Origin of the sequence: Caballeronia sp. RCC_10, from assembly GCF_041360715.1 — a bacterium.
Taxonomy (GTDB): Bacteria; Pseudomonadota; Gammaproteobacteria; order Burkholderiales; family Burkholderiaceae; genus Caballeronia; species Caballeronia grimmiae.
The window spans coordinates 94,785-113,790 of the sequence record NZ_JBFUPT010000013.1 but is presented as its reverse complement, the minus strand read 5'-3'; the positions used below and the strand labels follow the sequence as shown (position 1 = coordinate 113,790).

The following is a 19,006-nucleotide window of genomic DNA, read 5'->3' as shown; positions in this document are numbered from 1 at the left end:
TCAGGCTGCGCTGGTGAGCGGCAGTCCCAGGTTGCCGAGGCAGAAGTATTTGGTTTCAACGAACGGCTCGAAGCCTTCTGCGCCGCCCTCGCGTCCAAGTCCTGACGCTTTCATGCCGCCGAAGGGAATCGGCGCGCCGGTGAACTTGACGCCGTTGACCGAGATCATTGCGAAGTCGAGCCGGCGCACCAACTGGAAGATCGTGTCGATGCGCGTCGCGCAGACGTACGCAGCGAGGCCATGCTCGGTGTCGTTCGCGCGGGTCACGACTTCATCGAGCGTGTCGAACGCGGAAACCGCCGAAATCGGCGCGAAATTTTCTTCGTCGTAGATACGCATGCCTGGCTCCGCGTCGGCGACGACGGTCGGTTCATAGAACCATCCGCCGCGCTCGTGCGGCCTTCCGCCAGCAACGATGCGCGCGCCGCGCGTTCTCGCATCGTCGATACGTGCAACGGTCGCATCGAAAGCGGCCTGATGCATGAGCGGCCCCACCTCGACATTGGCTTCGAATGCGCTGCCGACCATCAACGCGTTCACCGCTTCGCCATAGCGTTCAACGAAGCGCTCATAGACCGGACGTGCAACGAGAATGCGATTGGCCGCGCAGCAATCCTGTCCCGACGTTTGAAACTTCGCGCCAACCGCAATGCGTACGGCCTGTTCCAAATAAGCGTCTTCCGTCACGATGAACGGCGCATTGCCGCCCAGCTCGAGCGCGAGTTTCTTGATGCCCGCGTGCGCCGCAGTCCGCGCAACGAGGCAGCCCACGCGCGTGGAACCGGTGAAGCTGACGGCACGCACGCGCGTGTCGCTAACGAGCGTTTCCATCGCCATTTGAGGCTCGCCGATGACGACGTTGAACACGCCCGCCGGTAATCCTGCTTCTTCCGCAAGTTGCGCCAGCGCGATAGCGGAGAACGGCGTCTCGTGCGCGGGCTTGACGACGACTGTGCAGCCCGCCGCAATCGCCGCAGCGGCTTTGCGCGTGATCATCGCGACGGGGAAGTTCCAGGGCGTGATGAGCGCGGCCACGCCGACCGGCTCCATGACGGTGCCGAGATGCGCGCCATCGATATGCGTCGGCATGGTGCGGCCCGAAAGGCGCTTCGCTTCGTTCGCGAACCATTCGACGAAGCTTGCTGCATAGGCGATTTCGCCTTTCGATTCGGCAAGCGGCTTCCCTTGTTCCAGTGACAGAATGTCGGCGAGATCCGCCTGATGCCGCATGATGAGTTCATGCCAGCGCAATAGCAGTGCGCTGCGCTTGTGTTGCGGCACCCAGCGCCAGGATTGAAATGCGCGATCGGCGGCATCGACGGCACTGACGATCTGCGGCTGATCGAGCATCGGGACATGACCGATCACTTTCTGATCCGCCGGATTCGTGACCGCGATGGATGCGGCGCTGTCGCTATGAACCCAACGGCCGTCGATATAGCAGTGTGATTTGAAGAGTACGGGATGTCCGAGCAACATGTGTGGCCTCCGTCTGGAAGATGCGTTCGAGGCATCCACTTTAGGCTTGAGACGCATTGATTGTTTTTCGTTTCGTGCCTGTTCTCTTGAGGTTTTTTCTGTTTTATCGCGATTGGCTTGCCGATCTTTAGAGCGCTTCCTCAGCCCAATACGGCGGACCCTCGGCGACTTTCTTCACCACCTTCGTCACGATATAAGTGAAGTAACGTTCGATGCCAAGTTCCTCCACCAGCAAGGAATCGATGAAACGCTGATAGTGATCGATGTCCCGGGTCACGACATGCAGCACGTAATCGACGCCGCCTCCCGTCGCATAGCACTGCACGATTTCGGACGCCGCGTTGACCCGTTCTTCGAAGCGGCGCATGTCTTGCGCGGTATGACGCGACAGCGTCACTTCGACGACGACGCGGCTACCCTTGAACGCAGTCGTCCAGTCGATCTCCGCCCGATAGCCTTCGACGAGGCCGCTCTCTTCGAGCTTTTTCACGCGCTCCCACGCGGGCGAGACGGAGAGGTTGACCTCTTCGGCAAGACGCGACTTCGTAATGCGGCCATCGCGCGCGAGGATGCGCAGGATCGCGAGATCGTATCGGTCGAGCTTCATTGCGCCACGGAGACCGGAATATTGCGCTCGACGATATCGGCGACGACCGCGACCGTATCGCCCATTTGCACGAGACCTGGGAAGTGACGCGCCGCAAGCAGTCCGGCGCGCTTCGCTCTGTATTCGACGGGCGCCGCGCCCGAGCGCGTGATGTCATGAATACGCGCCAGCACGTCGCCCGCTTGCACCATGTCGCCCAGATCGCGGCACATCTCAAGCAGGCCCGGGTGTTCGCTTGTCGTAAAGCACGAACCATCGGGCATATCGAGCAGCGTGCTCGTGCGCGTGTCGCCACTGCGAGCCGCTTGCTTGCCGACGATGCCCGCATGGGCGAGGAACCCGTACACGCCGCGTTCTGCAATGGCAATGCTGCACGCCGTCGATGAACCGCCGCCGCCCAGTTCGGTTGAGACAAAGACTTTGCCCGCATCTTCAGCAGCGCTGTCATAGAGACCGATGCTGTCGAGTTCCAGCATGCGCATCGAATAAGGCGCACCGAATGCGCGCATCGCGGCTTCGCAACGCGCCTGCTGTGACGCGTCGTTCAATACGTGAACCGCGGCAAACGGCAGAAAGTCCAGCGTGCGGCCGCCCGCGTGAATGTCGAGCACATAATCTGCGAGCGGCAGCAGGTGACGTTGAAAGTAATCGGCAATTTTTTGCGTCACGGTGCCATCGGGCTTGCCGGGAAAGCTGCGATTCAGATTGCCTGCGTCGATTGGCGATGTGCGCGTGCCTGCACGAAACGCGGGATAGTTCATGAACGGCACGATGATGACCCTGCCGCCCACCTTCTCTTCCTTCAACGTCGATGCCAGCTTGGCCAGCGCGATAGGCCCTTCATACTCGTCGCCATGATTGCCGCCCGTGAGCAGCGCGGTCGGTCCCTCGCCTCGCTTGATCACGGTGACCGGAATCATCACCGCGCCCCACGCGGAATCGTCGCGCGAATACGGCAATTTCAGAAAGCCGTGCTGAACGCCGTTCGCATCGAAGTCGACGGTCGGGCTGATGGGTGACGCGCGCATCGTGCTACTCCTTCACGAACAGTTTGCGAGGCGTATTGCAGAAGGTCTCCACGCCCGTGTCCGTGATCAGGATGCTTTCCGTGATTTCGAGACCCCAGTCGTCGAGCCAGAGGCCCGGCATGAAGTGAAACGTCATACCGGGTTCGAGGACGGTCTTGTCCCCTGGACGCAGGCTCATCGTGCGCTCGCCCCAATCCGGCGGATAACTCGCGCCGATCGGATAACCGCAGCGACTGTCTTTTTCGATCCCCGACTTACGGAGTACCGCGAAAAACGCATTGGCAATATCTTCCGTTCTATTGCCGGGTTTCGCCGCTGCGAGGCCCGCTTCGATGCCTTCGACGACGGCTCTTTCCCCATTGATGAAATGCTGCGGCGGCTTGCCGAGATAGACCGTTCGCGACTGAGGACAGTGATAGCGCTTGAAGCATCCCGCGATTTCGAAGAAAGTGCCCGCATTCGCCGTGAATCTGGAGTCGTCCCAGGTGAGATGCGGCGCTGCTGCATCGGAACCGGTCGGCAGCAAGGGCACGATAGCCGGATAGTCACCGCCGTATCCTTCGATACCGGTGATGCCTGCTTCATAGATGTGCGCGACGAGATCGCTCTTTCTCATGCCCGGCTCGACTTTGTCGAAAATGCGCGCATGCATCTTTTCGACAATGCGCGCCGCAATGCGCATGTATTCGATTTCGCGCGGCGACTTCACTGCTCGCTGCCAGTTCACGAGCGCCGTTGCATCGACGAAGCTCGCTTCGGGAAGATGCTGCACAAGCGACGCATACGCCTTCGCGCTGAAGTAATAGTTGTCCATTTCCACGCCGATGCGCAGCGTGTTCCAGCCACGCGCGGCGATGACTTCGCTCGACAGGTAATCCATCGGATGACGCACCGGCGACTGCACGTAATGATCAGGATACCCGACGATGTTGTCATGCCCCATGAACACCGTGCGCTTCGCACCGTTCGCATCCTGGCCGCGTCCGTACCAAAGCGGCTCGCCGTCCATCGCGAGCAGCACGCACTGATGCACGTAGAAAGACCAGCCGTCGTAACCGGTGAGCCACGCCATGTTGGTCGGATCGGTCACGATCAGCAGATCGATGCCCGCCTTCTCCATCGCGCGCCGCGTCTTCGCGATGCGCGCATCGTATTCGCCGCGCTCGAACGGCCGCCGCACCATCGGCGCCTCGCCTTCCCGTTGTTGCTTGATCTCGGACATCGTCCTCTCTCTCAGAGCGTCACGTCGTTGTGGAAAATGGTTCCTGCCCGTGCTGCACGCGCACGCTGCAGCGCAAGTGTCGCGATGGCGGTGTCCTGCGCCCCTGTGCCGGTGAGATCGCACAACGTGACTTGTTCGTCGCTCGTGCGACCCGGCGCTTGCTTAGCAATGACCTGTCCAAGCTCCGCAAACGACGCATCCGCTTCGACGAAGCCGGCCTCGATGGCGTGATACAGTTCGCCAAGCACGCGCGTTTGCCGAAGGCGATCGCAAACATAGAGCGCTTTTGTGAAGACGTCAGGCGCGATCTCGTTCTTGTGCTCGGCATCCGAGCCCATCGCCGTGATGTGCAAACCGGGACGCAGATCACGTGCATGAATCAAAGGCTCACGGCTCGGCGTGGTCGTAATGGCGATATCGGCGTACCGGAGCGCATCGCCTACGCTGTCCGCCACTTCGCAAGGCAGCCCCGCGCATTCGCGTGCGTATTGCAGCGCACGTTCGCGTTCGCGGGCCCATACCGTCACGTGCTCGATGTCTCGCACGAGGCGCAAGGCATCGAGTTGCAAGCGCGCCTGCTCGCCCGCGCCGATGATCGCGACCCGCTTCGCATCGCGACGTGCGAGCCATCGTGCGGCCACTGCGCCCGCCGCCGCGGTGCGTACCGCCGTGAGATAACCGTTGTCGAGCAACACCGCTTCGGTCAGTCCCGTATGCGCGGACAGCACGAGCATCAAACCGTTCAGACTCGGAAGGCCCAGCGAAGGATTATGAAAAAAACCCGGACTCACCTTGATGGCGAAACTCGAAAAGCGCGGCAAATAAGCGGTTTTTACGTCGACTTCGCCCGCGTGCTCGGGAATGTCGAGACGCAGGACCGGTGGCATGGCAACGGCTTCGGTTGCCAGCGAGCGGAACCCGGCCTCGACTTGCTCAACCGCGTCGTGATCGAGCGGCACCAGTTCGCGTAGTTGCGCTTGCGACAGCAGCACAGTGGATCGATCAATGGCGGGCATAAAATTTACGCGGCTCCAATCAAACGGCGATGGGTGTCGATATCGATGTTGCAGCCGCTGACGACGATTACGATCGGTCCTTGCGAACGAGCCGCGCCGTCGAGCACCGCGGCCATGCCGACCGCCGCGGCCCCTTCCACGACGAGCCGCTCCTCGCGATACGCATGGGTGATGCCGCGCGCAATCGATACCTCGTCGAGCAACACGACGCGGTTGATCAGTTCGCGCGTCATGTCGAAGGTATGCCGGTTATCGAGGCCGATGCCGCCGCCAAGCGAATCGGCAAGGGTTTCGAGTTCATCGACATGGACGGCTCTACCAGCTTCCAGACTCGCATGCATGGCCGCGCCGCGTTCCATCGATACGCCGACCATTTCGGTGGCGCGCGCGATGCTCTTCGCTGCGAATGCAACGCCGCTGAACAAGCCGCCGCCCGACAAAGGCACGACGATGGTCGCGACATCGGGCAGCGCTTCGAGGATTTCAATGCCGATGGTGGCCTGGCCCGCTATCACCCGCGGGTCATCGAACGGCGGCACAAGTGCATAGCCTTCTTCGCGTACGAGACGTTGCGCCTCCACCTGCGCATCGTCCTGACTCTTGCCCACAATGACAACGCGCGCACCCAGCGCGGCGACGGCATCGACCTTGTTCCTCGGCACGAGCGAGGACATGCACACGGCCGCTTCGATACCGAGGGCGCGCGCCGCATAAGCGACTGCACGGCCGTGATTGCCGGTCGATGCCGTCACGACACGCTTGCAGCCTTCATCGGCCAGTTGCGCCAACGCATTGGTCGCGCCTCGCAATTTGAAGCTGCCGGTCGGTTGAACGGTCTCGAGCTTGAGACAGACCGCAACGCCCGCCACCTTGCTGAGCGCCGCCGATTGCAGGAGCGGCGTGACGAGCGCGCGGCCCGCAATGCGCTGGCGAGCGCGATAGACATCGGCGAGCGAGAGTCTGGACATGTGGGACTGAGTTGCTATTCGTTGATCGATGCAACTCAGTCTAATGTCCTAAAAAATCGATTTTGAATGTCCTAGTTCAATTGAAGTCGTGCACGTGCGGATATTGTCCGAACACCTCGCGCATCGTTTCGACGGCTCTGCGGAACGTGCGCTCGCCGACTTCCGCGCCGACACACAGACGCACTGCATTGGGCCGCTCAGCGCCGCGCACGAGAAAGGGATCGGGCGATGTGACCGCGATGTTCCGGTTGCGCAGCTCACGTGTCATGCGCTCTGCTTCCCATTCTTCCGGCACCCGCAGCCATGCGGACAACGCATTCGGATGACTGCCGAGCACGTATTCGCCGAGCAACTCGCGCACGACGGCCTGCCGCGCCGCGAGACGTTCGCGCTGGATTTGCACGAGACGTTGCGCCGTGCCGTCCATGATCCAGCGCGCGGTGACTTCCGCGATCGGCGATGTCGCCATCCAGCAACTCACGCGCAGCACGCTTTCCGCGCGCAAGGCAAGGCGGCGCGGCACCGTCATGAAACCCGTGCGCAGGCCACTCAGCACCGACTTGGTCATGCTCGTGCAATAGAACGCGAGGTCGGGAATAAGGCTGGAAATCGGCGTTTGCGTTTTCGCGGGCAACGCGCCGTACACATCGTCCTCGATGACATATACGCCATATCGCTCGGCGATTCGCGCGATGGCGCGGCGGCGCGAGTCGGGCATCAAGGCGACGGTAGGGTTGTTCAGCGTCGGCGTGCAAACGAGCGCGCTGACGCGCTCGCTGTCGCAGACTTCCTCGAAATGTTCGGGACGTATGCCGTATTCGTCGATTTCCAGACCCTTGAGCGTGAACCCAAGCACGTTGGCCGAGCCAATCACGCCGTGATCGGTGAGGCTTTCGCATAACACCGTATCGCCCGGACCGACAGTCGATGCCAGCGCCAGGAAAATGCCGTGCGCGACGCCGTTGGTCACGAGCAAGGTGTCGGCGCTTGCGGGCATGTTGAGCGTCGCGAGCCATTCGACGCCCGCCTGACGGTGGTTCTCGAAGCCGGCGATGGGTCTGAACGCGCGAATCCAGGGTTGATCCTCGATGGTCGACAAGGTCGCGCAGACCTTGCGCCACATCGCATCGTGCTCCGGCGTATGAACGATGCGCGCGATCGAGAAATCCACGACAGAGCGCTCCGCCGTATCGAGCATGTAATTGGACATCGTCTCCGTCACGCGTGCCGTGACGAAGCTGCCGCGTCCGACTTCGCACCGGATCAGGCCCTGCCTCTCCAGTTCTTTATAGGCGTTGGTGACCGTCTGCACGCTGATTTGCAGGTCCGCCGCCACGTCGCGCTGCGGCGGCAGACGCGCGCCCGATGCGAGGGCGCCGCTCTCGATGTCCGCAGCCATCGCCTTGACGAGCCGCTTGTATTTCGATTGCACACCCTGCCCCGTGCGCACCGCGTCGCGCCATCGTTCATTCACCTTGTCGCTCTCCTGATGCTCGTGTTCACTCCGCCCATGCCCAATAGTGGCGCAAAAGCGCGTTCGAAAATAATTGTCCTAGAGCAATCGCAACACAAATATGGCTTTGTATTCTGCATCGTGGCTGCGTTGAACGGCTGCTCAACGGCTTCAGTCATAAGGGTTTTTCCGGTGTCGCGGCGTCATGCGGCCTGATTCTTTGAGCAAAGACAAACCATACGAACGGGAACGATATGAAGACGAAGCGACTGTCTGGAATGCTGGTAGCGGCTTGCGTCGCGACGGCGAGTTTCACGGGCTATGCTGCAAGCGCAAGCGCCGAGACGACGCTGCAGCGCATTCAGCGCACGGGCGAGGTGCGCATCGGCTATGCAAACGAAACGCCCTTTGCTTATACGACGGCCGACGGCACCGTGACGGGCGAATCGCCTGAAATCGCCAAGAAGGTCTTTGCGAAGCTCGGTGTCAAGAAAGTGGATGCGGTGCTGACAGAATGGGGCGCCTTGATTCCGGGCCTCAAGGCGGGCCGTTTCGATGTCATCGCGGCCGGCATGTACATCACCCCGGAACGCTGCAAGCAGGTTGCCTTTGCCGATCCGCAGTACCAGATCCCCGACACACTGCTGACCATGAAGGGCAATCCGAAGAACCTTCACAGCTATGCCGATGTCGCCAAACAGCCGGACACCAAGCTCGCGGTAATGGCGGGAACGGCGGAGCTAGGCTACGCGCGCGAAGCGGGCATCAAGGACGATCAGATTCTTCAGGTACCCGACACGACCGCGCAATTGCAGGCCGTGCGCGCACGCCGTGCGGATGCCGCCGTCGGCACCGCGCTGACGATGAAGGGTCTCGCCTCGAAGGGCGGACCCCAGGTGGAATCCATCGGCCAGTTCAATGACGATCCCAAACATACGGGCTATGGCGCTCTGGCCTTTCGCCCCGAAGACACCGACTTGCGCGATGCCGTCAACAAGGAACTGCATGCGTGGCTCGGCACCGACGACCACCTGAAGACGGTCGGTCCGTTCGGCTTCGACAAGTCCAACGTGACTGCCAAGAAAGCGCCTGAACTCTGCGGCGGATAAAGCCTTCCGTCGAGGCGCGCGCTGCATGCACCCATTAACGAGGACCCGTCATGAGTGACCTCAATGAGCTTCTACCCTTGATGATGAAGGGCACGCTCGTCACGATCCAGATCGCGATCTTTAGCATTCTGCTGGCGATCATCATGGCGTGCGTTGCGACCGTGTTGCGCACGGCGCCGTATCGAATCCTGAGATGGGCTGGCAACGCGTACGTCGAGATTTTTCGCGGCACATCGCTCCTGGTGCAGTTGTTCTGGCTTTTTTTCGTGCTGCCCTTGCCGCCGTTCAATCTGCAAATGACACCGTTCACGGTCGCGATCGTCGGTCTTGGCCTGCATTACGGCGCGTATGGTTCGGAGATTCTGCGCGGGGCGTTGCGTTCGGTGCCGGGCGGTCAGTATGAAGCGGCGCTCGCGCTGAACATGCCGGCGTCTGCAAGGCTGCGCCGGATCGTGCTGCCTCAGGCGATGATCTATGCATTGCCGCCCGCGACGAACCTGATGATCGAACTGCTGAAAGGGACGTCACTGGTGTCGCTCATCACGCTGTCGGACCTCACCTTCCGCGCGCGCCAGCTCGACGAAGCGACCTTCAAGACCGCCGAAATCTTTGCGCTCACGTTGCTCATCTACTTCGTCCTGGCGCAGATCATCGCGACCGTGATGCGCTATTTCGAGCAGCGCGTCAGCAGCCATGTCGCCGTGCGTCGCGCCGTTCCGAGGGCTGCATCATGACCACACTGAGCCAATTGTTCGATGTGAAGTATGCGCTGCACATCCTCCCCCAACTCGCACGCGCGGCGACCTACACCATCGGCATTACGCTGATCGGCTTCGCGATTGCGCTGATTCTCGGGCTCGTGCTCGCCATTCTTCGGCGCAGCGACATCGCGCCTGTTGCGAAGATCACGGCCTTTTTCATCGAGTTCATACGCAGCACGCCGTTGCTGATTCAGGTGTATGTGCTGTTCTATGTCGCCCCACTTTATGGGCTGACGATGTCCGCTCTGACAGCGGGAACCATCGGCATTGCGGTTCACTACGCGTGTTATGTGTCGGAGGTGTATCGCGCAGGGCTTAATGGCGTGGCGCGTGGGCAGTGGGAAGCGTCGTGTGCGCTGTCGCTCTCGCCGTGGCGCACGTATAGCGGCGTCATTCTCCCGCAGGCGATACGTCCTGTGATTCCCGCGCTTGGCAATTATCTCGTCGCGATGTTCAAGGACACGCCTGTGCTGTCCGCGATTACGGTCGTCGAGTTGATGCAGCAAGCCAAGAATATTGGTTCGGAGACCTTCCGGTATCTGGAGCCGATCACCATGACCGGCATCTTCTTTCTCATCATCAGCGTGACCTTCGCCTCGGGCGTGCGTCACCTCGAACGACGCGTGCGCTTGCCATGATGCAGGACATCACGCGTGCTGAACACTCGAACCCGGCGGACGGCGCACGGAAATGGATCTTCAGGAGCAGCAGATGAAACGAGACCTCGACCCTGCACTGGGCGCGGCGGCCGCCGCCAATGCCGACACGCCGATCGTGCGCTTTCGCAACGTGACGAAACGCTATGGCCCGCTGACCGTGCTCGATGGCCTCGACCTCGACGTCGCGCGCAATGAGAAAGTGGCGGTCATCGGGCCAAGCGGTTCGGGTAAATCGACGCTGCTGCGCGTGCTGATGACGCTCGACCCGCTGACCGATGGTGTCATCGAAGTGGATGGCGAACCGCTGACGCATGAAATGCGAAATGGCAAGCTGATGCCGGCGTCACCGCGGCATGTTCGCAAGGTGCGCAGCAAGATCGGCATGGTGTTTCAAAGCTTCAACCTCTTTCCGCATATGACGGCCTTGCAAAACACGATAGAAGCGCCGATCAGCGTGCTGGGTCTGTCGAAGAAGGAAGCCACCGAACGCGCGCGCGAGTTGTTGTCGATGGTCGGCCTCGACGAGAAGTGCAATCACTATCCGTCGCAGCTATCGGGGGGACAGCAGCAGCGCGTCGCCATTGCGCGTGCGCTTGCAATGCGTCCCAAGGTCATGCTCTTCGACGAAGTCACGTCTGCGCTCGACCCCGAGCTGTGTGGTGAAGTGCTGACTGTAATTCGCCGTCTCGGCGCGGAGCACGATCTGACGATGCTGATGGTGACGCATCAGATGGGGTTTGCCAAGGATTTTGCCGATCGCGTGTGCTTCTTTTCGCAAGGGAAGATTATTGAGCAAGCGCCGCCGCAGCAATTCTTCTCTTCACCGCAGCATGAGCGGACACAACAGTTTCTGCGTGCGGTGACGGAGGCTTTGTAGACGCCCATCGTCGCGCATCGGCGCAATCAGCTTCACATGCTGTGTGAACGACTTCGAGCACGGCGTGGAACGAGCGACTAGTCATTACGCGAGAAGAATTGCCTTGTTCCGACGACGAAACCTTTCGCGACTGGCAACGTACAAGGGGATCATTGGCGACTATGCTTACAGCATCAACAGCAAGGAGTCGCCATGCAAGCGCCCGTCGTCCGCAGGTCCGTCGACCTCAGTGCCTATCCGAATCTCGTCGTCGTGCTATTGGGCTTCCGTGTGCGCCGGCTGCGAGGAATTGCGGCGATACTAGGCATCGGCAAAGGGCTGCGGCAGATCGAATCGAATCCGCCCGATGGCTTGCTGTCGAGTCAGCAAGTGTTCTTCGCGCTCAACCATATCGGTATCCGTCAGTACTGGCGCGATCTCGACAGTCTCGAAGCATTCACTCGCAGCGAGCCCCATTCCCGCTGGTGGCGCGACTTCCTGCGCGATAGCCGCGGCGCAGGCTTCTGGCATGAAACCTATAGCCGGCAAGGAATGGAAGCGGTCTATATCGATATGCCCGAGCCCGCGGGCTTCGACCGCTTCGCGCCTGAACGCCAGCCGACCGGCCCGTTCATGAGCGCGCGGCAGCGGATGGGAGCGGATTAGGCACTTGGGAAACGTGGATCGCTCGCATTAGCGCACTGCGTTTTCCGAATGTGTTGCTTGTCCCCCAATACCGGTCGTCTCAGGTGTAATGCGAATGCGCTGGAGGTCGCTGACGGAACGCGTCGACTTCGCGCGCATGCGCGATAAACAACGTTCAATCCGACGTGAGCAATAGATGAGATACCGATGTTCGCGAAGCCTGCTTGCAGGGTACTCATTCGCTAATCGTCGAGTCTCACCGGGCTCGGATGGTACATTGGACTTGCCCCCGCATAACCGGGCACCGGTCACGCCTACGTTGGAGGAACTGCTTGCCGACGAAACTCACGCGGCGAGCGGTATTTCAGGGCGCTGTGCGGGTGTGACTCGTTATAGTGCTCGAACGCGATGGCCGGGTTTTGCAGCGCCGTCCTGGCGTCGGGTTTCGGCATCCACGAGACGTAATCACGCTTCATCGTTTTAACGAAGCTCTCGACCATCCCATTGCTTTGCGGGCTTCTAACGGGTGTTGTGACCGGCTTGCAGTCCGATTTTCCGAGAGAACTTCAATGTCGTCGGCAATGTAGCAGGAACCATTGTCGCTTAACCACTCGACTTCGCTCTCAGCCTTTAGCGCGCCGGCGAAACGGTTCTCGACGGCTTGAAGCATGACGTCACGCACCATGTCGCCGATGTAACCGCCTGTGCTTGCGGCCCAACTCATGGCTTCGCGGTCGCAACAGTCGAGTGCGAAGACGACGCGTAATGGGGCACCGTCATCGCAGCGGAATTCGAAGCCATCCGAGCACCACCGCACGTTGCTTCTGTCCACCGCGACCTTGCCGTCATGCCGACGCGTAGACGAGACGTGACGAGGGCGACGTTCAAGTAGCAGGCCGTGGCGACGCATCACGCGATACACACGCTTTGCATTGACGCGCCGTTGAGCCAGCGCATCCCGGCTTCGCCTCAGTAGCGCCCAAGCACGTCGGTATCCATATGTCGGCACGTCGCCTGACAATTCCTGGAGCTCGGCGACAAGGGCCATGTCGTCGAAGACGGGCATCTTGCGCCGGTCGACCCAGTCAACCCTCCGCTTCGATTTGACTGCGAGATTCGAGCGCGACACACCCAGGACTTCACAGACTCTTCAACGGTCGTCCCCCGGCAGCAATGGTGAGCGCGCAGTCAATTTTTTTGCTCGACCATACTCCACTGCTTCACGAAGAATTTCTACCTCCATCGTCTTTTTTCCCAGCAATCGCTGCAGCTCGCGAATCTGCTTCATCGCTTCGGCTAGGTCCGATGCCGGCGCCACCTGCTCGCCGGTACTGACCGCCGATAGGCTCCCGTCCTGATAGAGCTTGCGCCAGCCGAAGACTTGGTTGGCATTTACTTGATGCCGCCGAGCGACGCCAGAAACCGTTGCGCCGGGGTCGAAGGTCTCGCGAACTATCGCGAGTTTCTCTTCAACAGAACGCCGGCGGCGCTGCTCCGGCTGAGTCAGAACTTCTAGAGGTTCCACGTTGTGACTAGGCTTAAACATAGGCAGACGACTACCTCATAATTTAAGCGTTACCGCATGTCCGGTTTTTGCGGGGGCCGGCCCATACATGTGACCAAGCACGCGGTCGCGTATCTCCCCAGTTGTCACAGGGTCTTCGAGCGGGCCCGAAGAATGATTCAGTGGTGGATAACAGAGGGCTTCCCCCTTGAGCTTGGCGTCAGACGCGCGCTAAATCTTTGATCACGCAGCTTTCGCGTAAAAAACGGTTGCCTGAGTTCCAGCGCTAGTGCAACACCGGCAGGCGTTGATGCTTGGCGGCGAGGCGGGCAACGTCGGCGTCGTGGCAGGCGGCGATGCAAAGTCGATCTCGCTCACGCGCGGCAATCTGGCAGCGACGGGCGGCAACATCGTGTGCCCGTTGCATCGCTGAACCTACGATGGCCACGGCAAATGATCGGTGCTCCTCATTTGATCGAAAGCCATGCCGCAATCTGGAGCGGTTCCCACTGCACGACTTCCACGGTCTGCTATACGAAGGCCCGCGCGATCCGGCGCGTGACCTGGCCGACGTTTTCGCGCGCCGTGAATTCGATCTGTCCGGCTATGTGCTCGCCCACGTTGAAACCCATACATGCCGCTATAACTGGAAGACCTTCATCGAAGTCTATCTGGAGGACTACCACGTCGCGCCCTTTCATCCGGGGCTGGGCCGTTTCGTGACTTGCGACGATCTCGAATGGGATTTCGGCGAGACCTACAGCATGCAAAGAGTGGGCGTGAACAACGCGGTCGCTCAAGCCGGCTCCGAAGTTTATGGAACATGGCACGACCAGCTGCTGGCATTCGACGGCGGCGAGCCGCCCGCTTTCGGCGCGATATGGCTCGCGTATTTTCCAACTCACATGATCGAGTTGTATACGCACGTGCTCGTCGTTTCGACGCTGTATCCCAAGGGACCGCAGGAGACGCTCAACGTCATCGAGTTTCACTATCCCGAGTAAATGGCGGCATCCGAGCGCGAGTTCGTCGATGCGCAACGCGCCGCGTATCTGGAAACGATGATCGAGGACGACGAGATCGCGGAAGGCATGGATGCGGGCCGCCTGGGGCTGCATCGTCGTGGCGTGAGCGATGCGGGTCCGTATCAGTCGCCGCTAGAAGATGGCATGCGGCACTTTCATGCGTGGTATCGCCGGGCGCTTGATGGGGGTGGGAATGATAGCGTACGCGCAACGAAGTCGTGTTGGCAGCGCGTCTCAGCAAGGCGATACGCGAACCGTGGCCGAGCGCCAGGCGCACGCTCTGAATCCGCCAGTCAGGCAGAACCGGCGACGGCCCTGCCCCCCGCTGCCGAACGACGCGCCTACCCCTGATCGTCCGGAAAGTCCGCGCTTAAGGTCGTCTTCTCCCACGCGTCGAAGTCGCGTTTGAGCGTATCGAGCTTCTTGCGCGCCAGTTCAAGCGCAGTCTTCCCCAGCAGCAGACGCAGCGGCGGCGCGTCGGCGGTCGCCGCTTCGATGATCGCATGCGCCGCGCGCACCGGATCGCCAACCTGATTGCCACTGCGCGCAGAAGTCTGCTTGCGCCGCTCGCCGGCCGTCGCGGCATAGTCGGCAATTTCGATCGCCGATGCCTTGATCGACGGTCCCGCCCAGTTCGTGCGGAACGGGCCGGGCTCGACGATCAGCACGTCGATGCCGAGCGGCTTCACCTCCACCGCGAGCGATTCCGATATGCCTTCCACCGCGTACTTCGTGCCGTGGTAATACCCTGTCGCGGCAAAGCTGGCCAGCCCGCCGATCGACGAGACATTGATGATGATGCCGCTCTTCTGCGCCCGCATGACCGGAAGCACTGCCTTGGTCATGTCGACGAGACCGAACACGTTCGTCTCGAACATGTCGCGCACGGCATCGTCCTCGCCTTCCTCGATGGCCGCGAGATAGCCGTAACCCGCGTTATTGACGAGCGCGTCGATGCGGCCAAAGCGTTGCTTCGTCTGCTCGACGACGCTCGCGATCTGATCGGCCTTCTGCACGTCGAGCGGCAACGCGATCGCGCGATCCTCGTACCCCTCGACGATATCCTGCACTTTCGACGCATCGCGGGCCGTCACGACCGCGCGCCAGCCGCGTTCGAGCACGGCCTTCGCCAGTTCACGGCCAAAGCCGGTCGAACAGCCAGTGATCAGCCAGACGGGGTTGTCGCGATTCATCATGTTTGAGCTCCATTGAGTGTGGATAGCGTCCGGTCGTCGACCGTGGGGCTTCATGCTATCCGTTTCGCGGCAGTTTCGCCGGACTCGGCAACCTCTCACCTCTTCGTCTCATCCGACGAAACGCAGCTTGTTCGCCTGTGCCTCGCTCAGCATCGACACGCGATATGCGCGCGCAACAGCATGTCCGCTTCGCCGTACTTGCCGCGATCGATTAGGCGAAGCCTCTTCGCGTGCTCGTCGTGAGTCGCGCTGTCGCGATGCGCTTCAATGAATCAGGCGGCGCACGATGCCGATGCGCTCCGTCACTTCGTTGTAAGCGCGCACCAACTCGCCGTTGCCGCTCGTGCGAACGAGTCCGCGATGTAAGGGGCCGCACTTCGCAGCGAGGTTCTAGCACTTGAGTCAGCGCCGCCCTTCCGTGCCGAATCGAGCCTGATCCATTCGAGGTCGTGAATCACCAAGGATGGTGCGTTCAATCCGCTGACGGTGCCTGACAACGAGCTTTCTTGTGAGACGCGCGGCTGCGGACAGGGGAGACATTTCTCAGCCGCAGCTTTCCTTCGCGATGCCGACTATAATCGCTCGGCGCGCCGCAACGGTCGCTTGCACGTGCGGCTTTCCTTCGAAGTTCGAACCTTCAAGAGGATGAACCCTGCCATGAGAATAGTTGCCGCGTTTCGACCGAACGTCTATGCAAGGCACGCCCGCAAAGCTCTCACTCCAAGGATCGCCGCCGTCGCCCTGACGAGTCTCTCCGTCATCACCGGCTGCGCTTTTGCACAGGACGACTCCGACCGCGGCTACGACCGGCATGGCGGCGGCCGGCACGTCAAGGTCATGATCATCTCCATGTTCGGCCCCGAAGGTCAGGTCTGGCTCGACAACCTCGGTCCATGGCAGCCCGTCAAGGTGCCTGGGTTATCGCCGGATTATCCGAACGTGAACTGCAATCGCGACGATGTCTGCGTGATGACGACCGGCATGGGCCACACCAATGCGGCGGCGTCCATCATGGCGCTGGGCTTCTCCGACCAGTTCAATTTGCGGCACACGTATTTTCTGGTCGCGGGAATCGCGGGCATCGATCCGGCCCGCGGCACGGTCGGCTCGGCGGCGTGGGCGAAGTATCTGGTGGATTTCGGCATTCAGTGGGAACTGGACGCACGCGAGAAGCCCGCCGACTGGGAAACCGGCTTCACGGGCATCAACACCAAAGGCCCGAAGGAGAAGCCTCCGCTCGATTACCGCACTGAAGTGTTCGCGCTCAACGCATCGCTCGCGGACGCAGCCTACGCGATATCCCGCAACGTCAAGCTGTCCGACAGCGATGAAGCCAAAGTGGCGCGCGCGAAATTCAGCTACGCGCCAGCGAACCAGCCGCCCGCTGTGATCCAGTGCGACACGCTCGCAGGCGATACATGGTGGTCCGGCAAATACATCGGCGAGCGAGCGCGTTACTGGACGCGTCTTTTGACCGACGGTAAAGGCGTCTATTGCACGACGCAGCAGGAAGACAACGCGACGTTCGAAGCGCTCAAGCGCGCGGCCAGCGTGGACCGGGTGGACCTGTCGCGCGTGGCGGTGCTGCGTACCGGATCGGACTTCGACCGGCCGTATCAAGGACAGACGGCTGCGGACAATCTGCTCAACTACGCTTCACAGGGCGGCTTCGCGCCGGCGATACAAAATCTATATCTGACGGGCGGGCCGGTCGTCAAGGAGATCGTCTCGCACTGGGGCGCTTGGAGAAAAGGCGTGCCGTCGCACTGAAAAAAGCATCCGTTCAGGACAGGCGGCGAACGGTTGGCGAGGCCGTTCGCTGCTCGGTCCACATCGGCAGCCGGCTGATGCGCTAGAAGCGATACAGCCGGTTCATCGAGACCTTGAATTGCGGGCACCGCTGCCGTACTGCCCGAGAACGACAAGGCAGACGTGAGGCTCTTCCTCAGCACGTTTCGAAAGCGATCGCATTGTCACCGCAGAGCAGCGCAGCGCGGCCCGCCTTCGATCTCGGCGCGATCGATGGTCAACGGCTCCTGGGGCACGACGCGATCGTACGAGAGCGACGAGGCGTCCCACGCGACACGCCGTTTTGCAACAGCCGAATGCTTCCCCATCCATGCCGCCGATGATCGAACGGCCGACCATCGGTCGATACGTCGTCTAAGCCCGCAATTTCGCGGGCATCAGCCTTCCCCCGGCGCGACTTCGAAACATTAGACAAATCATCGCGATAAGTGGAACAGCGCACAATCGCTCCGCGTGACATTCGATAACCTCGTGTCTCATCGCCTCGGAGCAGGCGAGTAACTACGAAAAGACCACGGGGAAAATCATGAAATTACGCATGGCGGTTGGACTGAGCGTTTTGCTTGCGGCATGTGGCGGCGGCGGTGGCGGTGAAACGAGCGCAACGTCTGCAGCGTCAGCCGCGCCTGCATCGAGTTCGACTGCCGCCGCATGTTCAGGCGGCCCCTTCACGACGGACCCGGCCAAGGTCTGTTCCGATGCGTCCGGCAAGCTCGTCACCGCCTACGTCTACGCACAGCCGCAAACGGTCGTCGCTGACGGCACCGTTATTTCGGCCGACACGACATGGCCGGCGAGCGGATCGCCCTATTACATCGCCGGCACGGTGCAGGTCGCCAGGGGCGCTACGCTCACTATCCCGGATGGCGTCATCGTCGAGAGCATGAAGCCGGTGCCATGCACGGCCGACTGCATCGGGAAGATTCCGACTAAGGGAATCATCAACGTCGCCGGGAAGCTGAACGTGGGTGGCAGCGATCAGTCGCAGCTGCTGGGGGTGACTGTCAGCAACGTCGACGCCAATGTGGGCGGCGGCACCGTGAGCATCCAGCATGCGCGTCTCGAAGATGCGTTCGTGCAGATCAGCCCCGCTGCGCCGTTCTCGATGACCTACACGCAGGCTTACCGTCTCAACGTGACGCCCGTTGTTCGCGCCGGTGTGACCACCTACGAGGCGGGAACGAACGGCTATCCGAGTTTCAAGAACTCGACGATCAAGTACAACACGTTCGTCGACTCGGCCGCCTTCGCGTTCGATCCTTCGGTGATCGTGCAGAACAACCTGTTCGTGAACATGGTCGATCCGCTCGTGCTCATCGACAATTTCCCGGCGAGCGGCGCGCCTGCCGGCATCGCGAAGAACAATTCGTTCCTGTTCAAGAAGACTTCGCCGAATACGAACCGCATGGTGATTGCGGCTCACGGCACGTACGCTGCATCGGCGACTCACACGCTCGACTTCTCGAACAACTTTTGGGGCGTGACCGATACCACGACGATTCAGTCCCGCATCCTCGACAGTACGAACTCGAGCAATCCGCGACTGCCGAACGTCGTCAACTATGCGCCGGTTGCCGTGAGTCCCGATCCAGCGACGCCCGCCGATCCGCAAATCGGCGTGCCGAACGAGTAACGCACGCTGCGGTCTGCGACGGACGCCGTTCATGCA

Annotated in this window: 15 protein-coding genes and 2 pseudogenes; 8 read left to right on the top strand and 9 right to left on the bottom strand. The window is 61.1% G+C overall.

Going from position 1 to position 19,006, the window contains the following annotated elements; all coding sequences use genetic code 11:
* The 7 genes from AB6804_RS21715 to AB6804_RS21685 all read right to left on the bottom strand — a co-directional run bounded on the left by AB6804_RS21715 (nucleotide 1) and on the right by AB6804_RS21685 (nucleotide 7,794).
* Nucleotides 1-1,479 carry an NAD-dependent succinate-semialdehyde dehydrogenase gene (locus AB6804_RS21715; RefSeq protein ID WP_370888217.1) on the bottom strand — a complete coding sequence of 493 codons (1,479 nt, stop codon included), beginning with the start codon at nucleotides 1,477-1,479 and terminating at the stop codon, nucleotides 1-3.
* Nucleotides 1,480-1,606: 127 nt separating this feature from the next.
* The gene (locus AB6804_RS21710) at nucleotides 1,607-2,086 is read right to left on the bottom strand and encodes an Lrp/AsnC family transcriptional regulator (protein ID WP_370888216.1); all 480 of its coding nucleotides are present in this window, start codon (nucleotides 2,084-2,086) and stop codon (nucleotides 1,607-1,609) included.
* A complete protein-coding gene (gene doeB, locus AB6804_RS21705) occupies nucleotides 2,083-3,114 on the bottom strand; it encodes a N(2)-acetyl-L-2,4-diaminobutanoate deacetylase DoeB (RefSeq protein WP_370888215.1) in 1,032 nt (343 codons plus the stop codon). The genes AB6804_RS21710 and doeB overlap by 4 nt, the downstream gene beginning before the upstream one ends.
* Nucleotides 3,115-3,118: 4 nt before the next feature.
* The gene (gene doeA / locus AB6804_RS21700; protein WP_370888214.1) at nucleotides 3,119-4,336 is read right to left on the bottom strand and encodes an ectoine hydrolase DoeA; all 1,218 of its coding nucleotides are present in this window, start codon (nucleotides 4,334-4,336) and stop codon (nucleotides 3,119-3,121) included.
* Nucleotides 4,337-4,347: 11 nt separating this feature from the next.
* The gene (locus AB6804_RS21695) at nucleotides 4,348-5,352 is read right to left on the bottom strand and encodes a cyclodeaminase (RefSeq protein ID WP_370888213.1); all 1,005 of its coding nucleotides are present in this window, start codon (nucleotides 5,350-5,352) and stop codon (nucleotides 4,348-4,350) included.
* Between the two features lie 5 nt (nucleotides 5,353-5,357).
* Nucleotides 5,358-6,320: a hydroxyectoine utilization dehydratase EutB gene (gene eutB, locus AB6804_RS21690; protein ID WP_370888212.1), complete on the bottom strand. Its 963-nt coding sequence runs from the start codon at nucleotides 6,318-6,320 to the stop codon at nucleotides 5,358-5,360.
* A gap of 76 nt (nucleotides 6,321-6,396) precedes the next feature.
* The gene (locus AB6804_RS21685) at nucleotides 6,397-7,794 is read right to left on the bottom strand and encodes a PLP-dependent aminotransferase family protein (protein ID WP_370888211.1); all 1,398 of its coding nucleotides are present in this window, start codon (nucleotides 7,792-7,794) and stop codon (nucleotides 6,397-6,399) included.
* 233 nt (nucleotides 7,795-8,027) lie between these two features.
* On the opposite strand from AB6804_RS21685, the gene ehuB reads away from it, so the two are divergent.
* The 5 genes from ehuB to AB6804_RS21660 all read left to right on the top strand — a co-directional run bounded on the left by ehuB (nucleotide 8,028) and on the right by AB6804_RS21660 (nucleotide 11,824).
* Nucleotides 8,028-8,882: an ectoine/hydroxyectoine ABC transporter substrate-binding protein EhuB gene (gene ehuB / locus AB6804_RS21680; RefSeq protein ID WP_370888210.1), complete on the top strand. Its 855-nt coding sequence runs from the start codon at nucleotides 8,028-8,030 to the stop codon at nucleotides 8,880-8,882.
* Between the two features lie 50 nt (nucleotides 8,883-8,932).
* Nucleotides 8,933-9,616, top strand: coding sequence for an ectoine/hydroxyectoine ABC transporter permease subunit EhuC (ehuC, locus tag AB6804_RS21675; protein WP_370888209.1), 684 nt, complete (start codon nucleotides 8,933-8,935; stop codon nucleotides 9,614-9,616).
* Nucleotides 9,613-10,281, top strand: coding sequence for an ectoine/hydroxyectoine ABC transporter permease subunit EhuD (gene ehuD / locus AB6804_RS21670; protein WP_370888208.1), 669 nt, complete (start codon nucleotides 9,613-9,615; stop codon nucleotides 10,279-10,281). The genes ehuC and ehuD overlap by 4 nt, the downstream gene beginning before the upstream one ends.
* Nucleotides 10,282-10,354: 73 nt before the next feature.
* Nucleotides 10,355-11,179, top strand: a complete 825-nt coding sequence (gene ehuA / locus AB6804_RS21665; protein ID WP_370888207.1) for an ectoine/hydroxyectoine ABC transporter ATP-binding protein EhuA — start codon at nucleotides 10,355-10,357, stop codon at nucleotides 11,177-11,179.
* 192 nt (nucleotides 11,180-11,371) lie between these two features.
* Nucleotides 11,372-11,824, top strand: a complete 453-nt coding sequence (locus AB6804_RS21660; RefSeq protein WP_370888206.1) for a monooxygenase family protein — start codon at nucleotides 11,372-11,374, stop codon at nucleotides 11,822-11,824.
* 293 nt (nucleotides 11,825-12,117) lie between these two features.
* Here AB6804_RS21660 and AB6804_RS21655 read toward each other — a convergent pair.
* Nucleotides 12,118-13,349, bottom strand: a pseudogene (locus AB6804_RS21655) (IS3 family transposase).
* Nucleotides 13,350-13,599: 250 nt separating this feature from the next.
* Between AB6804_RS21655 and AB6804_RS21650 the strand changes: the two are divergent.
* Nucleotides 13,600-14,512: pseudogene (locus AB6804_RS21650) on the top strand (aromatic ring-hydroxylating dioxygenase subunit alpha); the annotation flags it as partial.
* Nucleotides 14,513-14,673: 161 nt separating this feature from the next.
* Here AB6804_RS21650 and AB6804_RS21645 read toward each other — a convergent pair.
* Complete coding sequence (locus AB6804_RS21645; RefSeq protein WP_370888205.1) at nucleotides 14,674-15,528, bottom strand: oxidoreductase; 855 nt, start codon at nucleotides 15,526-15,528, stop codon at nucleotides 14,674-14,676.
* Between the two features lie 657 nt (nucleotides 15,529-16,185).
* Between AB6804_RS21645 and AB6804_RS21640 the strand changes: the two genes are divergently transcribed.
* Complete coding sequence (locus AB6804_RS21640) at nucleotides 16,186-17,298, top strand: purine nucleoside permease (protein ID WP_370888204.1); 1,113 nt, start codon at nucleotides 16,186-16,188, stop codon at nucleotides 17,296-17,298.
* A 565-nt stretch (nucleotides 17,299-17,863) separates the two neighbouring features.
* Nucleotides 17,864-18,970, top strand: coding sequence for a hypothetical protein (locus tag AB6804_RS21635; RefSeq protein ID WP_370888203.1), 1,107 nt, complete (start codon nucleotides 17,864-17,866; stop codon nucleotides 18,968-18,970).
* The last annotated feature ends 36 nt before the right edge of the window (nucleotides 18,971-19,006 follow it).

Coding starts and splice junctions, on each gene's coding strand:
- AB6804_RS21715 (WP_370888217.1), bottom strand. CDS start 1,479: ATGTTGCTCGGACATCCCGTACTCTTCAAATCACACTGCTATATCGAC.
- AB6804_RS21710 (WP_370888216.1), bottom strand. CDS start 2,086: ATGAAGCTCGACCGATACGATCTCGCGATCCTGCGCATCCTCGCGCGC.
- doeB (WP_370888215.1), bottom strand. CDS start 3,114: ATGCGCGCGTCACCCATCAGCCCGACCGTCGACTTCGATGCGAACGGC.
- doeA (WP_370888214.1), bottom strand. CDS start 4,336: ATGTCCGAGATCAAGCAACAACGGGAAGGCGAGGCGCCGATGGTGCGG.
- AB6804_RS21695 (WP_370888213.1), bottom strand. CDS start 5,352: ATGCCCGCCATTGATCGATCCACTGTGCTGCTGTCGCAAGCGCAACTA.
- eutB (WP_370888212.1), bottom strand. CDS start 6,320: ATGTCCAGACTCTCGCTCGCCGATGTCTATCGCGCTCGCCAGCGCATT.
- ehuB (WP_370888210.1), top strand. CDS start 8,028: ATGAAGACGAAGCGACTGTCTGGAATGCTGGTAGCGGCTTGCGTCGCG.
- ehuC (WP_370888209.1), top strand. CDS start 8,933: ATGAGTGACCTCAATGAGCTTCTACCCTTGATGATGAAGGGCACGCTC.
- ehuD (WP_370888208.1), top strand. CDS start 9,613: ATGACCACACTGAGCCAATTGTTCGATGTGAAGTATGCGCTGCACATC.
- ehuA (WP_370888207.1), top strand. CDS start 10,355: ATGAAACGAGACCTCGACCCTGCACTGGGCGCGGCGGCCGCCGCCAAT.
- AB6804_RS21660 (WP_370888206.1), top strand. CDS start 11,372: ATGCAAGCGCCCGTCGTCCGCAGGTCCGTCGACCTCAGTGCCTATCCG.
- AB6804_RS21645 (WP_370888205.1), bottom strand. CDS start 15,528: ATGATGAATCGCGACAACCCCGTCTGGCTGATCACTGGCTGTTCGACC.
- AB6804_RS21640 (WP_370888204.1), top strand. CDS start 16,186: ATGAGAATAGTTGCCGCGTTTCGACCGAACGTCTATGCAAGGCACGCC.
- AB6804_RS21635 (WP_370888203.1), top strand. CDS start 17,864: ATGAAATTACGCATGGCGGTTGGACTGAGCGTTTTGCTTGCGGCATGT.